The organism is Arthrobacter sp. NicSoilC5 (assembly GCF_019977395.1).
GTDB lineage: Bacteria > Actinomycetota > Actinomycetes > Actinomycetales > Micrococcaceae > Arthrobacter.
Window position 1 is genome coordinate 426473 of the sequence record NZ_AP024660.1, and the last position, 17883, is coordinate 444355.

General features: G+C 61.1%; 16 protein-coding genes. 5 read left to right on the forward strand and 11 right to left on the reverse strand.

The genetic code is table 11. The features are described from left to right. Positions 1-64: 64 nt before the first annotated feature. Both solA and LDO22_RS01950 read right to left on the reverse strand, forming a co-directional pair. Positions 65-1192: an N-methyl-L-tryptophan oxidase gene (solA, locus tag LDO22_RS01945; protein ID WP_224025897.1), complete on the reverse strand. Its 1128-nt coding sequence runs from the start codon at positions 1190-1192 to the stop codon at positions 65-67. Positions 1193-1226: 34 nt separating this feature from the next. Then, positions 1227-1841 carry a TetR/AcrR family transcriptional regulator gene (locus tag LDO22_RS01950; protein WP_224025898.1) on the reverse strand — a complete coding sequence of 205 codons (615 nt, stop codon included), beginning with the start codon at positions 1839-1841 and terminating at the stop codon, positions 1227-1229. Positions 1842-2059: 218 nt separating this feature from the next. Here LDO22_RS01950 and LDO22_RS01955 point away from each other — a divergent pair, with 218 nt between their 5' ends. The 3 genes from LDO22_RS01955 to LDO22_RS01965 all read left to right on the forward strand — a co-directional run bounded on the left by LDO22_RS01955 (position 2060) and on the right by LDO22_RS01965 (position 5347). Beyond that, positions 2060-2857: a tyrosine-protein phosphatase gene (locus LDO22_RS01955; RefSeq protein WP_224025899.1), complete on the forward strand. Its 798-nt coding sequence runs from the start codon at positions 2060-2062 to the stop codon at positions 2855-2857. A gap of 50 nt (positions 2858-2907) precedes the next feature. Beyond that, the gene (locus tag LDO22_RS01960) at positions 2908-4359 is read left to right on the forward strand and encodes an APC family permease (protein ID WP_224025900.1); all 1452 of its coding nucleotides are present in this window, start codon (positions 2908-2910) and stop codon (positions 4357-4359) included. Between the two features lie 181 nt (positions 4360-4540). Next, complete coding sequence (locus tag LDO22_RS01965) at positions 4541-5347, forward strand: SDR family NAD(P)-dependent oxidoreductase (RefSeq protein ID WP_224025901.1); 807 nt, start codon at positions 4541-4543, stop codon at positions 5345-5347. 936 nt (positions 5348-6283) lie between these two features. On the opposite strand, the gene LDO22_RS01970 is transcribed toward LDO22_RS01965, so the two are convergent. From LDO22_RS01970 to LDO22_RS01990, 5 genes are read right to left on the reverse strand one after another with little or no spacing between them, the layout of a single operon-like run. Then, complete coding sequence (locus LDO22_RS01970) at positions 6284-6994, reverse strand: YoaK family protein (protein WP_224025902.1); 711 nt, start codon at positions 6992-6994, stop codon at positions 6284-6286. Positions 6995-7051: 57 nt separating this feature from the next. Next, on the reverse strand, positions 7052-7213 hold the full coding sequence (locus LDO22_RS01975) for a hypothetical protein (RefSeq protein ID WP_224025903.1): 162 nt from the start codon (positions 7211-7213) through the stop codon (positions 7052-7054). Continuing rightward, a complete protein-coding gene (locus LDO22_RS01980) occupies positions 7203-7775 on the reverse strand; it encodes a flavin reductase family protein (protein ID WP_159632126.1) in 573 nt (190 codons plus the stop codon). Before LDO22_RS01980 ends, LDO22_RS01975 begins: the two co-directional genes overlap by 11 nt. Before the next feature lie 2 nt (positions 7776-7777). Further along, positions 7778-8824: a methionine synthase gene (locus tag LDO22_RS01985; RefSeq protein ID WP_224025904.1), complete on the reverse strand. Its 1047-nt coding sequence runs from the start codon at positions 8822-8824 to the stop codon at positions 7778-7780. Positions 8825-8844: 20 nt separating this feature from the next. Further along, entirely contained in the window at positions 8845-9837 is a 993-nt protein-coding gene (locus LDO22_RS01990; RefSeq protein WP_224025905.1) for a DUF1852 domain-containing protein, read from the reverse strand. Between the two features lie 120 nt (positions 9838-9957). Here LDO22_RS01990 and LDO22_RS01995 point away from each other — a divergent pair, with 120 nt between their 5' ends. Continuing rightward, a complete protein-coding gene (locus LDO22_RS01995; protein WP_224025906.1) occupies positions 9958-10899 on the forward strand; it encodes a LysR family transcriptional regulator in 942 nt (313 codons plus the stop codon). 1394 nt (positions 10900-12293) lie between these two features. Here LDO22_RS01995 and LDO22_RS02000 read toward each other — a convergent pair. The 4 genes from LDO22_RS02000 to LDO22_RS02015 all read right to left on the reverse strand — a co-directional run bounded on the left by LDO22_RS02000 (position 12294) and on the right by LDO22_RS02015 (position 17059). After that, positions 12294-13082 (reverse strand): hypothetical protein, encoded by a 789-nt coding sequence (locus LDO22_RS02000; protein WP_224025907.1) that lies wholly within the window; start codon positions 13080-13082, stop codon positions 12294-12296. 341 nt (positions 13083-13423) lie between these two features. Then, positions 13424-14161 (reverse strand): hypothetical protein, encoded by a 738-nt coding sequence (locus tag LDO22_RS02005; RefSeq protein ID WP_224025908.1) that lies wholly within the window; start codon positions 14159-14161, stop codon positions 13424-13426. A 1220-nt stretch (positions 14162-15381) separates the two neighbouring features. Beyond that, positions 15382-15804, reverse strand: a complete 423-nt coding sequence (locus LDO22_RS02010) for a serine hydrolase domain-containing protein (protein WP_224025909.1) — start codon at positions 15802-15804, stop codon at positions 15382-15384. A gap of 406 nt (positions 15805-16210) precedes the next feature. After that, entirely contained in the window at positions 16211-17059 is an 849-nt protein-coding gene (locus LDO22_RS02015) for an amidohydrolase family protein (protein WP_224025910.1), read from the reverse strand. A 76-nt stretch (positions 17060-17135) separates the two neighbouring features. Here LDO22_RS02015 and LDO22_RS02020 point away from each other — a divergent pair, with 76 nt between their 5' ends. After that, a complete protein-coding gene (locus LDO22_RS02020; RefSeq protein WP_224025911.1) occupies positions 17136-17882 on the forward strand; it encodes a GntR family transcriptional regulator in 747 nt (248 codons plus the stop codon). Position 17883: the final 1 nt, after the last annotated feature.

Consider the following 17883-nt stretch of genomic DNA (forward strand, 5'->3'; position numbering starts at 1 on the left):
ACTGTTTCACGAGCTCCCACAAGCTCTGTAACGGTGCGGTCAGGACGTCTGCCGGTGTCACTGTTTACGCCTTTGCTGTGGCGAAGCGTGAAGGCAGGAACAGGTTTGTTTCGGGGCGGGAAATGCCGTCGACATGATCGGCCAGCATTTCACCAACAACCGCTGCATAGCGGAACCCGCGGCCCATGTCTCCGGTGCCGATGACGACATCGGACGACTCCGGGTGTCCACCGATAACCCAATGGCCGTCCTCCACCTCAGACCACATGCATACGGTGGTCGATACCGGGTTGGTGTCGATATCCGGGAGCCTGGCGCTGAGGACTTCCTGGATCCGTTCGAGGTCTCCGGGCCTGAGGTCCTGACTGAGGTCCTCGGGATCGATCCAGTTTCCCTTCCCGGGGACGGAGAACTTCCATTCACCGTTAGGCTCGGAGCAACCGTAAGCCGGTGCCTCGTCCGATCCTGGGGGCTTGGCGAAGTAGATGGCCGGCTTCGGTGGCCCGTCCTGGCGGAAATTGGCCAGCACCTGACGGTCCACCTTGTAGGGCAGATCCAGTTGCATCAAATGGTTGGCGCGGGCACCCACGGTGACGACGACCTTGTCGGCTGAATAGTTACCCTGATCGGTGCTTACGACGATGCCCGAAGCGCTCTCATCCCAGCCTTGAACCGCTTCTCCCGTGCGCAGGGTTGCGCCGAGCCGGCGAGCCTCTGACTGCAGGGCCTTGATGGCGGGGTGAACGAGGGCAACGGTGCCGTTTGGCTCCCATACGGCGACTTCGTCGTCTTTAATCGTGGCCCAAGGGAACCGCTTCCGTGCCGTCGACGCGTTGAGGGCATCGTACTCAAAATCGGACGCGTTCAGGGATGCCACCGTTTTGTCGAACCACATTGATCCGGGTTCGCCGACGAACACAGTTCCCGAACGTTCCAACAGCCGGGTCCCGGTTTTCGCGGCCAACTCGTCCCACAACTCAAAGGTCCGCTTTGTGAAGGTGGTGTACTGGGCTCCTGCGCTGCTGGACTGGCGGGCCAGCCGTGTGGCGCCTCCGTGCGAACCGTGCATGTGTGGTGGTGCAAACTTATCCAGGCCGAGCACAGACTTGCCGCGGGCCGCCAAGTGCCAGGCCGCTGATGAACCCCAGGGGCCCAGTCCAATGACGATGACGTCGTAGTGTTGTTTTGACACAAATTCCTCCGTTGTGGTTTTTCAGCCCGGTGGGTCAGACCGTGGCTCGTATGAGAAGTCCGTCCATGAGTAGCCGGATAGCCGCGACGGCCGGCTCGGCGTCCTCCGGCTTACGTGCAGCAGCAGCCCCGGCAGCGCGGATTGCCCCGGTGATGGTTGCGGCCAAGGCTTCGGTGGGCGCGTCCTCAGGCAAAGTGCCGCTGTCTTTGGCATCCTTCAGATCGCGCGCGATGAGCTCTTCGAAAGAGCGGGAAGTCGAGCCCATGACATCCGAGAGGGCCGACACCAGGTCCGGTCCCATCACCCCGTAGAACCGGCCCTTGGGCTCCTTTGTCGCCTCCACCAGCGCGGTGGCCAGCGCCGTGATTCTTGCACCGGGGTCCGTGAGGGGATCGCGCAGGCTGATGCCCCGTACGTAGACGGCGTCGGCGATCCGCAGATACACCTCACGGACAATTTCGTCCCTTCCACCGGGGAAGTGGGCATAAATGGTCCCCCTCGAAATACCCGCCTGCTGGCTAAGGACTTCAAGGGCGGTCGAAGCGTACCCCTCCGAACTCAGCAGCTCAGCTGCGGTGTCGAGAATGTCGCCGCGGGTTCTCATACGGTTGCGTTCCCGAAGGGAGAGGGGCTTGTTGGAGGCACTCATTTTTTGATCCTTCGCGTGGGTGTCCGGTGATCTGCTTCACAGCATTGCACACCCTCTTCTAAAAGTGAACAGTCTGTGCAAAATTTGACGAGTGTAGCCTAGCCCGCATGCCCCCGTCGCGAACATTGAACACCATGCCCAAGGTTTGGATTAGTTAAGCAAGAAATATTTGATGTGTTCTATTGCAGGACGAAACATTCAGTGTTTACCTTCTGTGTATGAAACAGGTCACACCAGGCTTGGCTGGCCCTAACTCCCTTGAGGGCGTCCGGAACTTCCGAAGCCTTGGAGGACTGCCGGCGCACGGAGGATCCCGTGTCGCTGAAGGCCTGCTATACAGGAGTGGGCACTTCGGATACTCGACAGCCCAGGATCGTCAGAGGCTGGAGGCGGTGGGCCTGCACTTCATGGATCTGCGAAGTCCTTGGGAATCCGAAGCCGAAGACCGTTGCGTGCCTGCGTTGAAGACTGTACAAACGCCACTTCACGCTAAAGACAGCAGGGACGCGTGGCTGTGGTCTGCGGTTCGCGAAGGTCGCGTGAGCGAGCTTGGCAGGGCCCTGACGGCAGCGCGGGCGGAAGAAGCAATGCATCGACTCTATGCCCGTGACATAGCAGGCAACCCATCGGTATTTGCCAGCTTCCTTCATTCATTGACTCGAGTTGAGCTGCCTGTCGTCGTCCACTGCTCGGCAGGGAAGGACAGAACCGGATGGGCAATAGCCATCCTTTTGACCATCCTGGGAGTACCTGAAACCGCGATCCTCGAAGACTACGTTCAGAGTTCATCACCGGAGAACCAATACCTCATCAGAGACTCCGCAGGCAGCGTCACCAGCATCGACAAACACCTGCGAACCGTCATCACACCCTTGCTGGAAGCGCGGCAAGGGTACCTCGAAACCGCATGGCACAGCGTGGAGCACGCCTGGGGATCACGCCACTCCTACTTGGAAGACGGACTCGGCATCACTCCGGCGCTCACAAACAAACTCAAGGCACGGCTCCTCGTCTGAGGAATCCCGACCATGGCCACGGCCAATTTCTGCCCCGAAAGAGGAAACCCATGATTGATAACGTCAGCGAGTTGCCGGCAACGACGCCGTCCAACACACCTGTCCAACCGCAAGCAGGCCATCTCCGCTCAAATAAACTCGGCGTCTTCGCCATCGCCTTCTTCGTCATCGCAGCGGCGGCCCCCATGGCGGCCGTCGTCGGCACCGGTCCCGTCGTCTTTGCTGCGGTTGGACCTGCAGCCCCATTGATCTACGCGATCGCCGCACTGCTCATCGCACTCTTCGCCGTCGGATACCTACGCATGAGCAGGCATGTCACCAACGCCGGCGGCTTCGTCGCCTACATCGCCAAAGGCCTCGGTACACCCTGGGCCACCGCAGGAGCTGGTCTGGCCCTGCTCATGTACCTCAGCCTGCAGGTCGGGCTCTGGTCACAGTTCGGCGTCTTCGCCGGGCAATTGCTGGAGAGCCTCACAGGACTCTCCGTGCCCCCGCTCGTCTGGATAGTCGCGTTGCTCGTCATCACCACGGCACTCACCATGCGGGGCGTCGACACGAGCATCCGACTCTTGGCCGTCCTCATCATCGGCGAAACCCTCGTCGTTGCTGCTCTGGTCATTGTGCTCGTTACCAGCAAGGGGCCGGGAGTCTTCACATTCTCCGGCTTCACCGCTGAGAACCTCTTCAGCCCGGGCCTGGGCATTGCATTGCTGTTCGCCTTCCTGTGCTTCACCAGCTTCGAAGCAACCGTGGTGTTCTCGGAAGAAGCAATCAACCCCCGCAAGACCATCCCGCGGGCCCTCTACGCCGTGATCGCCTTTGTCGGAATTTTTTACACGCTCTCCATCTGGGTTATCGGAGGGGCCATCGGGGTGGACAACATCCAACAGGCGGCAACAGATGACCCTGCAGGATTCATCTTCAACCTCGCCTCCGAAAGCGGAGGGAGCGTCTTGAGCATGGCCATGCAAGTCCTCGTCGTGACCAGCTACCTCGCCATGCTGCTGGGCCTGATGAACATGTTCGCCCGCTACCTTTTCGCCCTCAGCCGTGCCGGAGTCCTGCCGGCCAGGCTGGCCAGCGTTTCAAAGGATGGGAGTCCCGCCACCGCAGCCCTGTCCAACGGCGTGGCCGTCGGCATCGTCGTGGTTACCTTCCTCGTCCTCGGCGCAGACCCACTGACCGTCGTGTTCGCCTGGTTCAGCGCCCTGGCAACGGCAGCCTTCATCACCATCCTCATCGTGGCGTCCGTATCCATCGTCGTGTTCTTCGTCCGGACCAAGGACAACACCAGTATCTGGGCGACGAAGATCGCACCTACCCTCTCCACCGTGATCCTCTCCTATATCGGCTACGTGACGATCGAGAACTACGACTCCCTCATCGGGCCTGACAACGCCGCCGCAAAGTGGCTGCTCATCCTCATTCCTGCCGCGATGCTTGGCGGCCTGGTATTCGGCAGGAGCAAGCGCGACATCGACTACGCCAAAGAAGTTATCTGAAACGGTTAGCGTGCTGCCGCCTCCGCGGGCGGCAGCACGGCAATTAATTCGTTTCCTCCGGGACCACAACGTCTTCACGAGGTGGCCCAGTGGTATGCCCGCATCGTCTTTGAAGTCTGACGATCGGTCCTCCACGAGTAAGCGAAAGCACACACCTTCGAAACAGAACCGGGAGATCAGAATGACCCCCAAATCAGTTGCAGTTATTACCGGCGGAGGAACCGGAATAGGAGCCGCCACTGCCGCAACACTCCGGGGCCAAGGGTGGGAAGTTGTCGTCTGCGGACGCCGTCCAGAAGCTGTAAGCCGAGTCGCTGACATGACCGGCGCCCGCGCTGTCGTCGCGGATGTTGCTTCCGCTTCCGACATGGAACGGCTGGTCGCGGATACCGTGGAGCAATTCGGCGCTATTAACGGCCTCGTACTGAATGCCGGAATTGTCCGCGCCGGCAGTGCCGGCGAACTGTCCGATGAAGACTGGAACGCCATGGTCAGCACCAACCTCACCGGGCCCTTCCTACTAGTCCGTGCCGCCTTGCCGCACCTGATCAAAGCCAGCGGCTCGATCGTAGGGGTGGCCTCAGCGGCAGCGCTTCGCGCGACGGCTGGAATCGCGGGCTACGACGCCACGAAGGCCGGCCTTGCCATGTTGATGCAATCCATCGCGGTCGATTACGGACCGCTCGGGGTGCGCGCCAACGCGGTATGTCCCGGCTGGACCCGGACGGAAATGGCGGATATGGAGATGGGCGAATTTGCTGAACACAGCGGCATCGATCGCGAGGAAGCTTACAGCCTTGCCACTGCGTTCGTCCCCAGTCGGCGCCCGGCCGCGTCCTCCGAGGTCGCCGATGTCATTGCCTGGCTGCTCTCCGATCAGGCCTCGTACGTTAATGCAGCCACGATCCCGGTGGATGGGGGACTGATCGCGGTCGAACCGGAGCCATCGCCTTCGACCCCCGTGTCAGTATCGGCACCGCTGCCGTAGACGGACCCATCCCGGCGATGCAGGCAATTCCTGACTAAGCGCTACAGTCCGTCTTTCAGGTGTTACTTGAAAAAGGAGTGTGGACATTGTCCACACTCTTCCCTTCGGATCCGACGATACTGCCGACGGACTGCTCCGGATTCCGCATGTTTGCGCGGATCCCGAGTAGTTGCAAGGCCTGGAAGTCAGTTCGAGTCCCACCTCGGGCACAACAGATCGCCTCGTCAGGGGCGATTTTGCTTCAACGTGTTGACAAAGCTTGCGGTCGCGTCGCCTGACGGGTTGGGTCGCGGGCTGTAGCCTGGCCGCCGCGGGGGGTATGCAGGTGTGTGGGTGGCGGGTCCAGGACCCTGGCTGGTGGGCCCTCCGCGTGCTGTTTGATGGGGTCATACGGTTCCTCGCTTCCGGTCTTGTCGGGTAGGCCCCGGTGTGGCCTACACCTATTCATGGGCCGGGGGAGAGACGACGACATGACCGCAGCGCGTTTGACTGGCGGCCTCCGATGCGAGGTTTCGACGACCCAAAAAGCACATTGCGTTCATCGCTTTGACCAGCCAAAGTAAGTGTGGACACTGTCCACACTTACGTCTGATTTGATGCTCTGCCCGGCGCCGGCCGGGAGTTCGAGTTCTCGCATTCCCGCTTGCCGTGACTTAGCACAGGGCCGTCAGATGAAAGACTGTTGGACTCGGCGGTGTGCCGCTCTTCCCCGAGGCAGGTGGGAGGGTCAGCTTGAGATATATCGCTGCTGGGAGTCGGTGTCCAAGGGGCCGTAATCCGACTCTAGCCTGACGCCGTCGGACGGTCAGACTGATGTCCGATTGGGGTGTAGTGCACTCGGATTCGCGCCCTTATTGGATTTGCTTCTGGTTGAGCCAAGGTTGGCCTCCCGGAGGCTTGTCGGCTGCGCAGGCACGGCCGGTGGGATGTACCGCATCAATGCCAGCGTCTCCCCAGGACCGTCACAGCGGCGGTGATGGCGATGCCGAGGCCGATCGGGACGCTGAGATGGATCTGCAGCAGGAGTACTCCGATGGCGGCCCCGGCGAACATAGCGAGGACAGCGCCCAGCCGTCGGTTGAGTAACCGGGGCCGTTGCTTGCCCACAAGTGACTCTCCGGCGAGGGAGGTGATGGTGGAAGTAATGACCACTGTGGTCATGTCTCGTACGCCCAAATGCCGCGCAATCAAAGCCTGGGAGCCCATGTGCATGGCGATAAGGGCGGCAACGATGACACGAATGGACTGGTGGCCGACGTCTTCCACGATGAGAGAGATGGCAGCGGTTCCCGTCAACGCGATACAACCCGCTGTGAGAAGGAGCGTTACCCTGCGGTTCCAGCCTTTCGGGCTTGACTGGAGTGTAAATCCGGCGACCGCAGCGCCGAGGAGAAAGGCGCCAAGTGCTACCAGTGGGCCCAAAGTTGGCAGGTTCGCGGCCCCGGCCAACGCCATCGCAAGAATTACCACGTTGCCGGTCATATTTCCGGTGAAGACGCGATCAAGTCCAAGGTAGCCGACGGCGTCAACCACACCTGTAACGAGCGTGAGGGCCATCATGAGCATCAGTCGGAACTTTTCCGGAGACGCATTTTCTTGCCGAGTACAGGTGGTTTTAGTACCTGAGCTGGCTATGGCTGATGTCATGGTTTATGGAATCCTTCATCGTGAGGGGTGGTCTCTATGACCACCCCTCGGACATGCTTATTGGTCATCGTCAATCAGGCCCTCGTCAAGGACGTGGTCGTTGGCCGTCTGTGCGTCCATGCCGCCAACCACGAAGCGCGAATGGCGGCAGTTATACTTCCGCCGTCGTGAGCCGTTCTGCTTCCTGCCTCCATTGTTGGCGCGGCGCTCAGCCTTCAAGCTTGGAATGCTCGCCCAGGCGGTGCCATGAACGGTTGTGGTAGACCAGAGCGTCGCCGGGTTCGCCCGCTTGGACGTCACGCATCACACGGGACTCCAGGGCGTGAACGGCGATGATGGTGGAAGTCCCCACCTCCATGCGATCGATGACGGCGCAGCGCACCCAAGCGCGGACATCGTCATACACCGCTTCGCCGGTTGCAAGGGCCGACCAGCGGTGCGTCTGGTCAAAGCGGTCGGCGCCGGGGGTCGCTCCCAACTTGGCCAGGTCGACGTCGTGCGCGTCCAGCAGGTGCACGACGACGGTCTCGGCGCGCGACAGCACCTCGGACGAAGAAGACAGTGCCGAGACCGAGAAGATCAGCAACGGAGGGTCCGCACTCACCGACACGACCGACGATACCGTCAGCGCCACAGGCCCTTCGCCGGCATCGGCCGTGACGACGGCGACACCTCCCGGGTGCCCACGGAACAGTGCTTTGAATTCATCGGCCGAGAGGGAAGACGGGAAGCTTTGCTGCGGAGCCTCGAGCCAAGTGTCTGCGGGGTAGGCGTGAAACACCGTTATGACACCTTGGGGGTGGAGCGGGCCAGTTCTTCGCGAACGATGGTCGTCCCTGCGCTGAGAGCACTCAGCTTGGCCAGTGCGACATCCCGGGGGAACGGTGCCATGCCGCAGTTCGAGCTGGGCAGGAGCTTGTCCGCATCGACGAACTGCAGGGCCTTGCGGAGGGTGTCGGCGACCTCCTCCGGGGTCTCGATGGTCTCGCTTGCGACGTCGATTGCCCCGAGCATGACTTTCTTGCCCCGGAGGAGCTCGATGAGGTCCATGGGCACGTGGGAGTTCTGCGATTCCAGCGAGATGATGTCGATGCTGGAGCTCTGGAGCAGCGGGAACGTTTCCTCGTACTGCCGCCACTGTGAGCCGAGCGTCGCCTTCCATTCATTATTCGCCTTGATCCCGTATCCGTAGCAGATGTGCACGGCGGTCTCCGCACGCAGGCCTTCTGCCGCTCTCTCAAGCGCAGCCACGCCCCAGTCCTTGACCTCATCGAGGAAGACATTGAACGCGGGCTCGTCGAACTGGATGATGTCCACGCCGGCCGCCTCGAGTTCCTTTGCCTCCTGGTTCAGGATCGCGGCGAACTCCCAAGCGAGCTTCTCGCGGCTCTTGTAGTGGTCATCGTAAAGCGTATCCACCATCGTCATCGGACCGGGAAGAGTCCATTTGATCGGCTTGTCGGTAGTTGAGCGGAGGAATTTGGCGTCTTCGACGAATACCGGCCGTTCGCGGCGCACCGGCCCGACGACGGTTGGCACGCTCGCGTCGTAACGGTCACGGATGCGCACGGTCTTGCGCTGTTCAAAGTCCACCCCGACGAGATGCTCGATGAAGGTGGTGACGAAGTGCTGGCGGGTTTGCTCGCCGTCGCTGACGATGTCGATGCCTCGCCGACTCTGCTCCTGGATGGCAATGCGCAGCGCATCCTGCTTTCCCTCGAGCAACGACTCTCCCTCAAGTTTCCAAGGGGACCAAAGAGTCTCCGGCTGTGCGAGCCAGGATGGTTTGGGCAGGCTTCCGACAACGGTGGTGGGCAAAAGTGTGTTCATGATTGACGATTCTCCGTGGGTCAGTTGACGAGTGCGGGGTATTTGGCGGTCCACCGGTCCAATAGATCCTTGTGGGGCGTAATGAAGTGTTCCTCGGTGTACTTCGCCTGGGTGATCGCGAGCTGACTGCGCTCGACGCGGTCGTAGGCGATCTGGGTCCGCGAGAAATCCTGCTCGCCCAGGCTCGGCTGGTAGACGGCGGCGGCGGCGGAGTTCGCGTTGTAGACCTCCGGGCGGTAGATCTTCTGGAACGTCTCCATGGTGCTGATCGTGCCGATGAGCTGCAGGTTGGAGTAGTCGTTGAGCAGGTCGCCGCGGAAATAGAAGGCGAGGGGAGCCACGCTGCCGCGTGGCATGAAGTAGCGAACCTGCAGCCCCATCTTTGCGAAGTACGCGTCCGTCAGCGAGAACTCGTCCTGTGAGTACTCGACGCCCAGGACCGGGTGATGGTTTTCCGTCCGCCGGTACGTCTTGCTCGTGGAGACGCTGATGCACACCACTGGCGGCTGCGGGAAGCGTTCCTGGCAGGCGGGCGAATCGAGGAATTGCTGGAACAGCTTGCCGTGAAGGTCTCCGAAGTCCTCGGGTACGGTGGGCTTGCCCGAGTCAGCTGCTGCCGCCGGCAGTACCACGCTGAAGTCGAAGTCGCGGACGTAGGAGGAGAAGTTGTTTCCCACGATCCCCTGGTGGCGGACCCCGTTCAGTTGGTCGACGATCTGGATGTCGAGGACCTCGAACAGGGGGAACTGCCGATCCGTACCTTCGGCAGTGAAATCTATCTGCACGGAAACGATCTCAAGCTCCAGCGTGTAGCGGTCCCGGTCCGGGTTGTCCCAGCTTGCGAGATCGTTGAAGCGGCGCCGAATCATGGTCAAGGCGTTGCGGAGGTTCTCCTGGCGGTGCTCGCCCCGTGCGAGGTTGGCGAAATTCGTGGTGATCCGCGAGCCTTCCGAGGGGGAGTAGTCCTCGTCGAAGGGCGTGGTGGTGATGCTGAAGGTGAAGTCGTCTGCCATGTGATGCCAATCCGTTGATGGGCCGGAGACGGCCTTTCCGAAGGGGATGTATCCATGGTGCAGCTTTTCGCAGGGTATCAAGTAACCAGTGGTTACTATGCTCCCATATAGAATTTCCCTATGGCCCAGATTTCGAGTGGATTGACCCTGCAGCAGCTCCGCTACTTCATAGAAGTTGCAGCGGAGGGTTCGATCTCGGCGGCTGCAGATCTCCTCTACGTAGCGCAGCCCACCATGTCCGCCTCGATGAAGGATTTGGAGGCCCGGGTAGGCCGGGCGCTCCTGGTCCGCTCCGCCCGCGGAGTCACCCTCACCGAGGACGGAGCGGAGTTCCTCGGCTACGCGAGGCAGGTGGTGGAGCAGTTCGCCCTCCTCGAGCAGCGCTACCTTGGCAGGCCACCGCGGCGACGCCTGCTCGGGGTGTCAACGCAGCACTACTCGTTCGCGGTGGACGCCTTCGTCCGGATGGTCAAGGCCACTGATGTGGCCGAATACGAGTTCTCACTGCGTGAGTCCCGAACCTGGGACATTATCGAGGATGTCCGGACGCTCCGCAGCGAAGTTGGCATCCTCTACCGGAACGATTTCAACCGGAAGGTCATCGACAAGCTGCTCCGGGAATCCGGGCTCGCGTTTACGCCGCTTTTCCTCGCCGATCCGCACATTTTTGTTTCACGAAAAAACCCGCTCGCGTCAAAAGAGCGTGCCACTCTCGATGATCTCGCGGGCTTGCCGCGGCTAACCTTCGATCAAGGTGCGAACAACTCCTTCTACTTCGCCGAGGAAATTCTTTCCACCTTGTCCAGTAAGCAGGAGATCCGGGTCTCTGACCGTGCGACAATCTTCAACCTCATGATCGGGCTCCACGGTTACACGATCTCGACGGGCATCATCAGCGGGCAGCTCGACCCGGAGATCGTCGCCATCCCACTCGACGTTGACGAACGCATCGAGATCGGCTGGATCGGTCACGCCGCGATTCCGCTTACCGACCAAGCGCAGCGCTACCTCAGGGAACTGCGCGCCGTCGTCGCTGAGTTCGGCCTAGCGCTACTCGACTGACTGCAATTGAGCGGGCGGGTCTGATCTGCTCAGGCGCCATGAGGACGCGTGACGGCATGCCGGGACCTCGAGCATGCCCTTCAAGTAGTCGATCGGTACGGCTTCCATGTCGATGAGGTCCGTTTGTTGGCCGAGCGTTGGCCAGGCCGGCGACGACTGTCAAGGAGGATGCCGAGGCTTACCCGGAACTGGTGTCGTCGGAGTCGCCGCGGGAACTATTGACTTGCTGGACTCTGCCGCCCAAGTTCACGGCATCTGCTGCCCCGGCAATACTTTGCCATCTCCGAAAACGGGTGTGGACAATGTCCGCACTTTTGGTCTCGTACTGCCGCGTAGAGCCTTCGGGCCGGTCCGGATTCCGCATGTTTTCGCGGGTTCGCAGTGTTTGCAGGGCCACGAATGTAGTTCGAGTCCCACCTCGGGCACAGTGTTTCCGCAGGTCAGCCGCGTATTGGCGCGCGTAGCGCTGACAAATCTTGACCGCGGCTGCGATAGCAGCGTTCAGGATGACAAAGGACGACAACGGTCCCAGGTGGCCTAAGACCGTTTGTTGGGGTGTGGACAGTGTCCACACTTTGGCCTTTGGACTGGGGAGGAGATCGCTCGGACCCGCCCGGATTCCGCGTATTTCCGCCACTTCCCCGTGTTTGCTGGGGGTGGAATGAAAGTTCGAGTCCCACCTCGGACACGACAGATTCCCTCGTCAGAGGCGATTATGCTTTGACTTGTTAACAAAGCTTGTGGTCGCGTCGCTCTGACGGCTGGTTTGCGGTCCCTGGCCTGGCTGCCGCGATGGCCTCTTCAGGTGTGTGGGGTGGCGGGTTCAAGACCCTGGCTAGTTGGCCTTCCGCCTGCTGAAGTGGTTTATATGGTTCCTCGTTCCGGTGCTGTCGGGTGGGCCGGGATGGCCTACACCTATTCATGGGCCGGGGGAGCGGGGACGACATGACTTCGGCGCTCTGGCTTAAGAGCGCCCCTGGAGTCGGTCTCACGGCGTGCCCGCGCAGTCGCGCCTCAACGTTTGTCCTGCCAAAGAGGGTGTGGACAATGTCCACACTTACGTCTGCTTTATCGGGGGGCCGTGAGGACTCGAGTCCTATGCCTGGTTGGGCCATAAACCTTTCGATCAAGGTCCCTGAAAAGTTGGTTCTTGGAGCACAATGTGACTGTGATTTGGGGTGGTTTGGTCCGATGAACGGCGGTGCTTCAGCCCCCTATGTGGCGACTTCCGATGCCCCTCCGCGGGTGTAAGAGGCAGTCAGGTCAGCTCTCGCCTGCAGGCCGGTTGTCTCGAAAGGCTAGGGTTTCGAAACACTGAGGCTATTAGTCACCCAGGTGGGGTCAGAGAAGGAGTCGGCGCCCGCTGGCTGGCTTTCATCTATCGCATTAGCTTGTCACTTGCCGGACCTGAATACTATCGAGTCGAAGACGGCGCGTGCCTCGCTCGTCAGCTCCGGATTGATCGATGTGTGGAATTGGACCACCCAGATCACACCGCGCTGGCCGTTCAAGTCGACCACGCGGTAGGTTTCGCGCTCAGCGGCGCTCGAGTACCAGCGTGTGCATTCGTTTGAAAGGTCTGAGTGGATGCAGAACTTGCCGCGGTCGCAGGCTTTGATGTCCATGTCGCCTTCGACGGAGTGGTCGAACTCGAAGCCGGAGTAATCGCCCAACATGACTTCGACGGGAGCAGTGCTCACCGTTGGCGTCTGCGCCGTCATCGCGTCGACGAAGACTTCAGGCGACGGACCGACCTCGACGAGGGCGTCCTCCCACGCGCATGCGTCCGTCGGCACATATTTGGCGGGCCACCAACCCACGAAGACCCCCCATTCATCAGGGTCATCCGGGTCGTCCTTGGCCAGACCTTCGCCGTCTGTGCTCGACCAGCCATCTGGGACGGTGATCTCGAAAGGCACCGCGAAGCCGGTGGCTGGGACGAGGTATGTGCCGGCAGCGATGTTGCCATTCTCCGGCAGCAGTGGGACGGTGCCGGTGTCGCCGCCGTACGGAAGCGGTGGGACGGTGTGGGCTTCCGTAGTGGGAAGACTGGCGGACGGCAGCGGGACGTCATTGGACTCATACTCGCATCCGCCGAGACACCCAATTAGTGCGATAGCCAGCAGGGACAGGATATGGCGCGACCGCTGAGCGCCCTTTCCGGGGGGTGCCATGGAGCTCATCGATCCACCAGGCCGCTACCGGGTACTGTGAGGCCCCGCAGCCGGGTGGCCCCGCGGGCGGCCCGAGATGGGGTGCCGTACCCTAAAGTCTCCTCCGGCACAGAACCCGTGACAATGACGAGTTGTACGAAGATCGGTTCCGATTCAAGTAATCCCCCGAAATGTGACTCGAGACGGGAAGGTTTCGAGTCACCGGGTGACATTCGGCTTTCGACAGTAGCGCAGTAACTCGCCCGGGGGCTGCGTCTGGCTCATCAGCCTAGGACCCCACACGCATGCTTTGAGGTTTACTTTGTGGGGATTGCAGTTGTGCTCGCGACTAAGGCTCTGGGGTCCGAGCCTTAGTCGGCTTTTGACGCCGGGTAGAGGAAGACGTCCACCGAGTGTCCGCGGTAGTGGAACCGGGCGATGCTCCCGTCTGGGAGACCTGGGATACCTTCAATAAGGTCGTGGTTCTGCAACGGCCACGTACCAACGTCAGCAAAAAGATCCACCCCAGGCGGTACGCAAGTTGGGTTAGGCGCCCCGTAACCTGGTCCGAAAATCCTTAAGCACTGGTAGCCCCGCCTATCCATGTGGAACACCGGCTGGCGTCCCCGATACGGCTGGTAGCCGCGAATAGTGGACTCATCGGCGTTCGATGAATAGAAGCTCAGCGTCTTGAACACCGCGTTCTCTGCCTCGTCTGCGATTGGTTGCAGTATGGCATCGGGACGCGGCTGTCCGACGAGGAACCCCATGGTGTAAGAGAAAGCCAAAAAGACCACCATCGCGCCGGCCACTAACCAGCTGCGGCGGGCACGTGTAGCAATAACGCGACGCCAAAGCGACCGCGGCGCGCCCCCGCGCGAGGCAGTCCGGGCGGGATCGGGGCTGGGCGCGCCATCCGCGGCTGCAGCAGGTTCGCCAAGGCCATTGTCCGCGGCGTCGAGCGGGACCGCTTTGCGTGCCGCTTCCAGTTCCTCCAGCCTTGCCAGAGCAGCGGGGTCAGCCTGGATATCGGGATTCGGACCATATGCCCTCCTGCGGAGCGCATCCAGTTCTCGCTTATCGTCTGAGGGCTGCGAGGATGTGTCCATCAGTCGGCCTCTGGCAAGAGGTAGACGTAGGCGTCCACCGTGTCGCCACGACGTATGAACCTAATGATGCCGTCGCCGGTGGGTATGTCGAGTCCCTCGCCTGACGAAGAGACGTCCACAACGAGGTCTGCCGGAAACGGAGCGCAGCGCGCTCTTGAGAGGTAGTCGAATGCCCGGTGCACTGCCACGAGACACGGAGAGCCAAAAGCATTCACGCCCGACCAGACATTGAAACCATGGTACGACCCGTATGCGCGGAGCGTTGAGGGGTCGATTTCGTACCCACCAGCTCGCTCCGCGGAAGTCACCAGGGTGCGGACCTGGTCGTCAGCCTCGACCGCCGTTAAACGCAAGGTAGCGTCGGGTCGTGGCGTAAAAATCAGTAGGGCTGCCACGACGATGGCGGCAGCGACTACCAACATGCCAGCCCCCCCCCGCGAGGCGACCCCACCACGTCCTCATCGCGCGTCGCAGGAGCGACCGCAACGAACTGTCCTTTACTGGCTGCGACAGCGGCGCGATCGCCCGTCCGGGCTCCGGCGACCCCTGTGCTTCAGCTAAGGCGACGGCGGGAACCGCCACTTTCCCGGTTTCCGTACCGGCCGAGCTTTCGCTCGCGGCCGCGTCCGCCCGGCGTTCGACGTTGGCGAGGTGCGCAGCCTCAAGTTCGCGCAACCTCGCGAGAGCCCGAGGATCACCATCGATGTCGTGATCCGGACCGTATGCCCTCACGCGTAGTTCATCTAGCTCGCGGCCGGCGTCAGAAGGGTGGGTGAAACCTTCCACAGCTGAAAGTACACCCGCCGCTAGATGCGAGTCCATACGCAATCACGGATGGGCCACTCCCAGACGCGTCAAGTAATGGAGAAGCTGGTGGTTCCCAAGAGCTTCGTCTCGAAACCCTTGGGAGACGAGACGTCTCGACGAGCGAATAGTCGTCTGACCTGAACAGTTGCAGATCTTCTGCGGAATGTGAATGCGGGAGGGCAACGGTGATTCTCGTAACTATGTCTCATAACCTCGTGGCAAAATCGATTACCCAGCCTTAGTTATGAGGCAGGTGAGCGGGGATCGGCTGGAGCCGATTGGAGCGAGGCGTGGAAGCAAAAACAATTCTTAGTTCGGCTGCCTCGCGTCTTGTAAACAACAGCGTTTCAGTGTCCGGGGGTGTCGGCTGGGTAGGCGGAAGGTCAGAAGTCCCTGCGGCTCGGAAACACGTTTCACCAGAAAACTGTCGCGTCCGCACCGTGCCGGCATTTCGAGTAAAAATGGCCTCGGGGAGCACTGACGACAACCGGTGCCAGTACGTCCACCAGCGCCTCAAGCTGCAAGTGGAGGAGTACTCGAAAGACCCGACGCTTGATGCTTCCCAGGTAGGGTCCCTGACAGCTCCAAGCCACGCTCCATCGTCGGGAGAGGACGGGGCGGAAGTCAACATCGACAGGCAGCGCATCGTCGGCCTCGGGCATCCCGGCTGTGTGGCTGAGCAGTTGCCGCACGGTGATCGGACCTGGAAGCTTGAGGACAGTTGTGAATTCTGGAAAGACATCGGTGACGGGGTCGTCGAGTCCGATGAGGTGGCCGTCGGCAAACCTGAGCACGGCCACGGCTGTCATGGTTTTGGTAACGCTGGCGGCCTGCACCCGGTCATAGGTTGCGCCTGCGTCTTGGTCTCCAGGTCGCGCACGCCGTAGGCCCTGGGCCTTCCCCCTCGGGCCACCTGACTTGCACAACGGCGGATACATCGCCCTCCGCCGACGGTTCGGATCTCGTCGACCGAATCCCTTCGGTTCGTCAGGCTACGGAGAATGATTTCCGGTGATGCCCCAAGTAGGAAAAAGCGCTACCTTGTCCCGTGGCGGAAGGGCGATATGAACAGTGGTCTGCCAGACCACCCCATCACAGATAAGAAACGCACAGTTGCCTGAGTATGGCCAAGCGGCCAGGCCGGCCGCGGCGGTCCAAGCGGAACCAGCCGGAGGGCCCTTGTCCTAGTCGGCGACATTTCGGCAGGTTCGGCGGTCGAAGATCAGCCTGCAGGGACCCTCCTCACAAATGGAGCATCGGCTTTGAGGCTGGGTCATCGGATGGAGCCGGCCATCCGAGGAGGGAAGCTGGGTTTGTTGTCATCATGTTCCGGAGGAGATCGTCCCCTGCCAGGGCTTGGGCCCAGTCCAGGACATCCGTGAATCTATGTTCTTCGTGCCTGGTGAATGGCCAATCGCTGCCGAAGACGAGTCTGGCTGCGCAACCTTGCTCCAAGAGTTCGGCGAACACCATCGCGGCGTGTTGGCGGGAGGACCGGTACGGGCCGGAGACTTTGACCCAGACATGTCCGAGGAGGGCGAGCTCAAGCACCGTGCGAAGCGCTTCGGGATATTCAGAGTGTGGTAGTCCCAGGTGGTCTATGACCAGTTTTCCTGGCCAGGCTCGGAGGGCCGGTGCGAGATGAAGCCATTGCTGCCCGATAGCCTGGATTTCCAGGTGCCATCCGTGCTGTGCCATCGTGACCGCCGCGGATTGCCATGCCGGAGAAGAGAGGTCCGGCAGTGGCTGGCCGATGAGATTCAGCCGGACACCGCGGACCCCTGCCTTGTGCAGGTCTTCCACTCTCCCTTCGGAGAGTTCGGAGCAAACGTGTTCTGGTGACACCACGATAACTCCGCGAAGCCTCGCCGGTGCGGCTGCGAGGGCGGACAGAAGATAGCTGTTGTCCGATCCCAGAAAGCTCGGCTGCACCAGAACGCCCCGATCCACTCCGTGGGCGGTCAGCATGTCGAGATACTGCTCCAAGGTGGCGGCGTAATCCGGCACGTACCTGGCATCAGCGACGGACATTAGGGTCGGTTCAAAGATATGCGCGTGGGTATCAGTCGCAGCGGCGGGCAATCCAATCATGGCAACAACTCTAACCCAAACCCATAAACCTTTATAGGACTAGACCTATATAGGAATTTGATCTACGCTGTGAGGCATGACACAAGCTTCCAGCTCCCCGGCGTTGGCCCAGACGGATCAGCGACTGCCGCTTCACGCCCGGGTCAAAGACGACCTGATCCGGCGCGTCCGGGCAAACGAATGGGCCAGCACAACACCGCTGCCGCCCGAGTCTGCTTTGGCTGAGGAGTACGGCATATCAGTAGGAACGCTGCGGCGTGTCCTTGCCGAACTGGCGGCGGACGGGATTCTTGAACGCCACCAGGGACGGGGCACGTACGTTCGTCGGGCTACATTCCAGCACTCCTTGTTCCGTTTCTTCCGGATGCAGGGTGGAGCCGGGCAGACCCCCGGCAGCCGCATCCTTGAGCGGACCACGCAGGACGCACCCTCCCACGTCGCCGCCGCCCTGCAGATCCACGAACATTCCCCCGTATTGCACCTTCACCGTCTTCGTTTGTGGCAGGACACCCCTTTCCTGGTCGAAGACATCTGGCTCCCGCTGCCGCAGTTTCAGGCCATCGCCGACATTGAACTCAAGGAGCTGGGCAACCTGCTGTATCCGGAATACGAAAACCGGATCGGCCTCATCATCGGCTCAGCAACCGAGGAACTCTCCGTCACCCAGACAACAGACGCGCAGGCCGCACTTCTGGGCTGCAAAACCGGGGACCCCCTCGTCAAAATCAACCGCACCGCACGAACCCACACCGGCGACGTCGCCGAGTACCGCGAGTCCTATGGACTGGCATCAACATTCCGATACCAAGTGGAGATCAACTAAG

Bases quoted from the DNA above. Each gene is read 5' to 3' on its own strand.
- LDO22_RS01950 (WP_224025898.1), bottom strand. From the start codon at position 1,841: ATGAGTGCCTCCAACAAGCCCCTCTCCCTTCGGGAACGCAACCGTATG.
- LDO22_RS01955 (WP_224025899.1), top strand. From the start codon at position 2,060: ATGAAACAGGTCACACCAGGCTTGGCTGGCCCTAACTCCCTTGAGGGC.
- LDO22_RS01960 (WP_224025900.1), top strand. From the start codon at position 2,908: ATGATTGATAACGTCAGCGAGTTGCCGGCAACGACGCCGTCCAACACA.
- LDO22_RS01965 (WP_224025901.1), top strand. From the start codon at position 4,541: ATGACCCCCAAATCAGTTGCAGTTATTACCGGCGGAGGAACCGGAATA.
- LDO22_RS01970 (WP_224025902.1), bottom strand. From the start codon at position 6,994: ATGACATCAGCCATAGCCAGCTCAGGTACTAAAACCACCTGTACTCGG.
- LDO22_RS01985 (WP_224025904.1), bottom strand. From the start codon at position 8,824: ATGAACACACTTTTGCCCACCACCGTTGTCGGAAGCCTGCCCAAACCA.
- LDO22_RS01990 (WP_224025905.1), bottom strand. From the start codon at position 9,837: ATGGCAGACGACTTCACCTTCAGCATCACCACCACGCCCTTCGACGAG.
- LDO22_RS01995 (WP_224025906.1), top strand. From the start codon at position 9,958: ATGGCCCAGATTTCGAGTGGATTGACCCTGCAGCAGCTCCGCTACTTC.
- LDO22_RS02000 (WP_224025907.1), bottom strand. From the start codon at position 13,082: ATGAGCTCCATGGCACCCCCCGGAAAGGGCGCTCAGCGGTCGCGCCAT.
- LDO22_RS02005 (WP_224025908.1), bottom strand. From the start codon at position 14,161: ATGGACACATCCTCGCAGCCCTCAGACGATAAGCGAGAACTGGATGCG.
- LDO22_RS02015 (WP_224025910.1), bottom strand. From the start codon at position 17,059: ATGATTGGATTGCCCGCCGCTGCGACTGATACCCACGCGCATATCTTT.
- LDO22_RS02020 (WP_224025911.1), top strand. From the start codon at position 17,136: ATGACACAAGCTTCCAGCTCCCCGGCGTTGGCCCAGACGGATCAGCGA.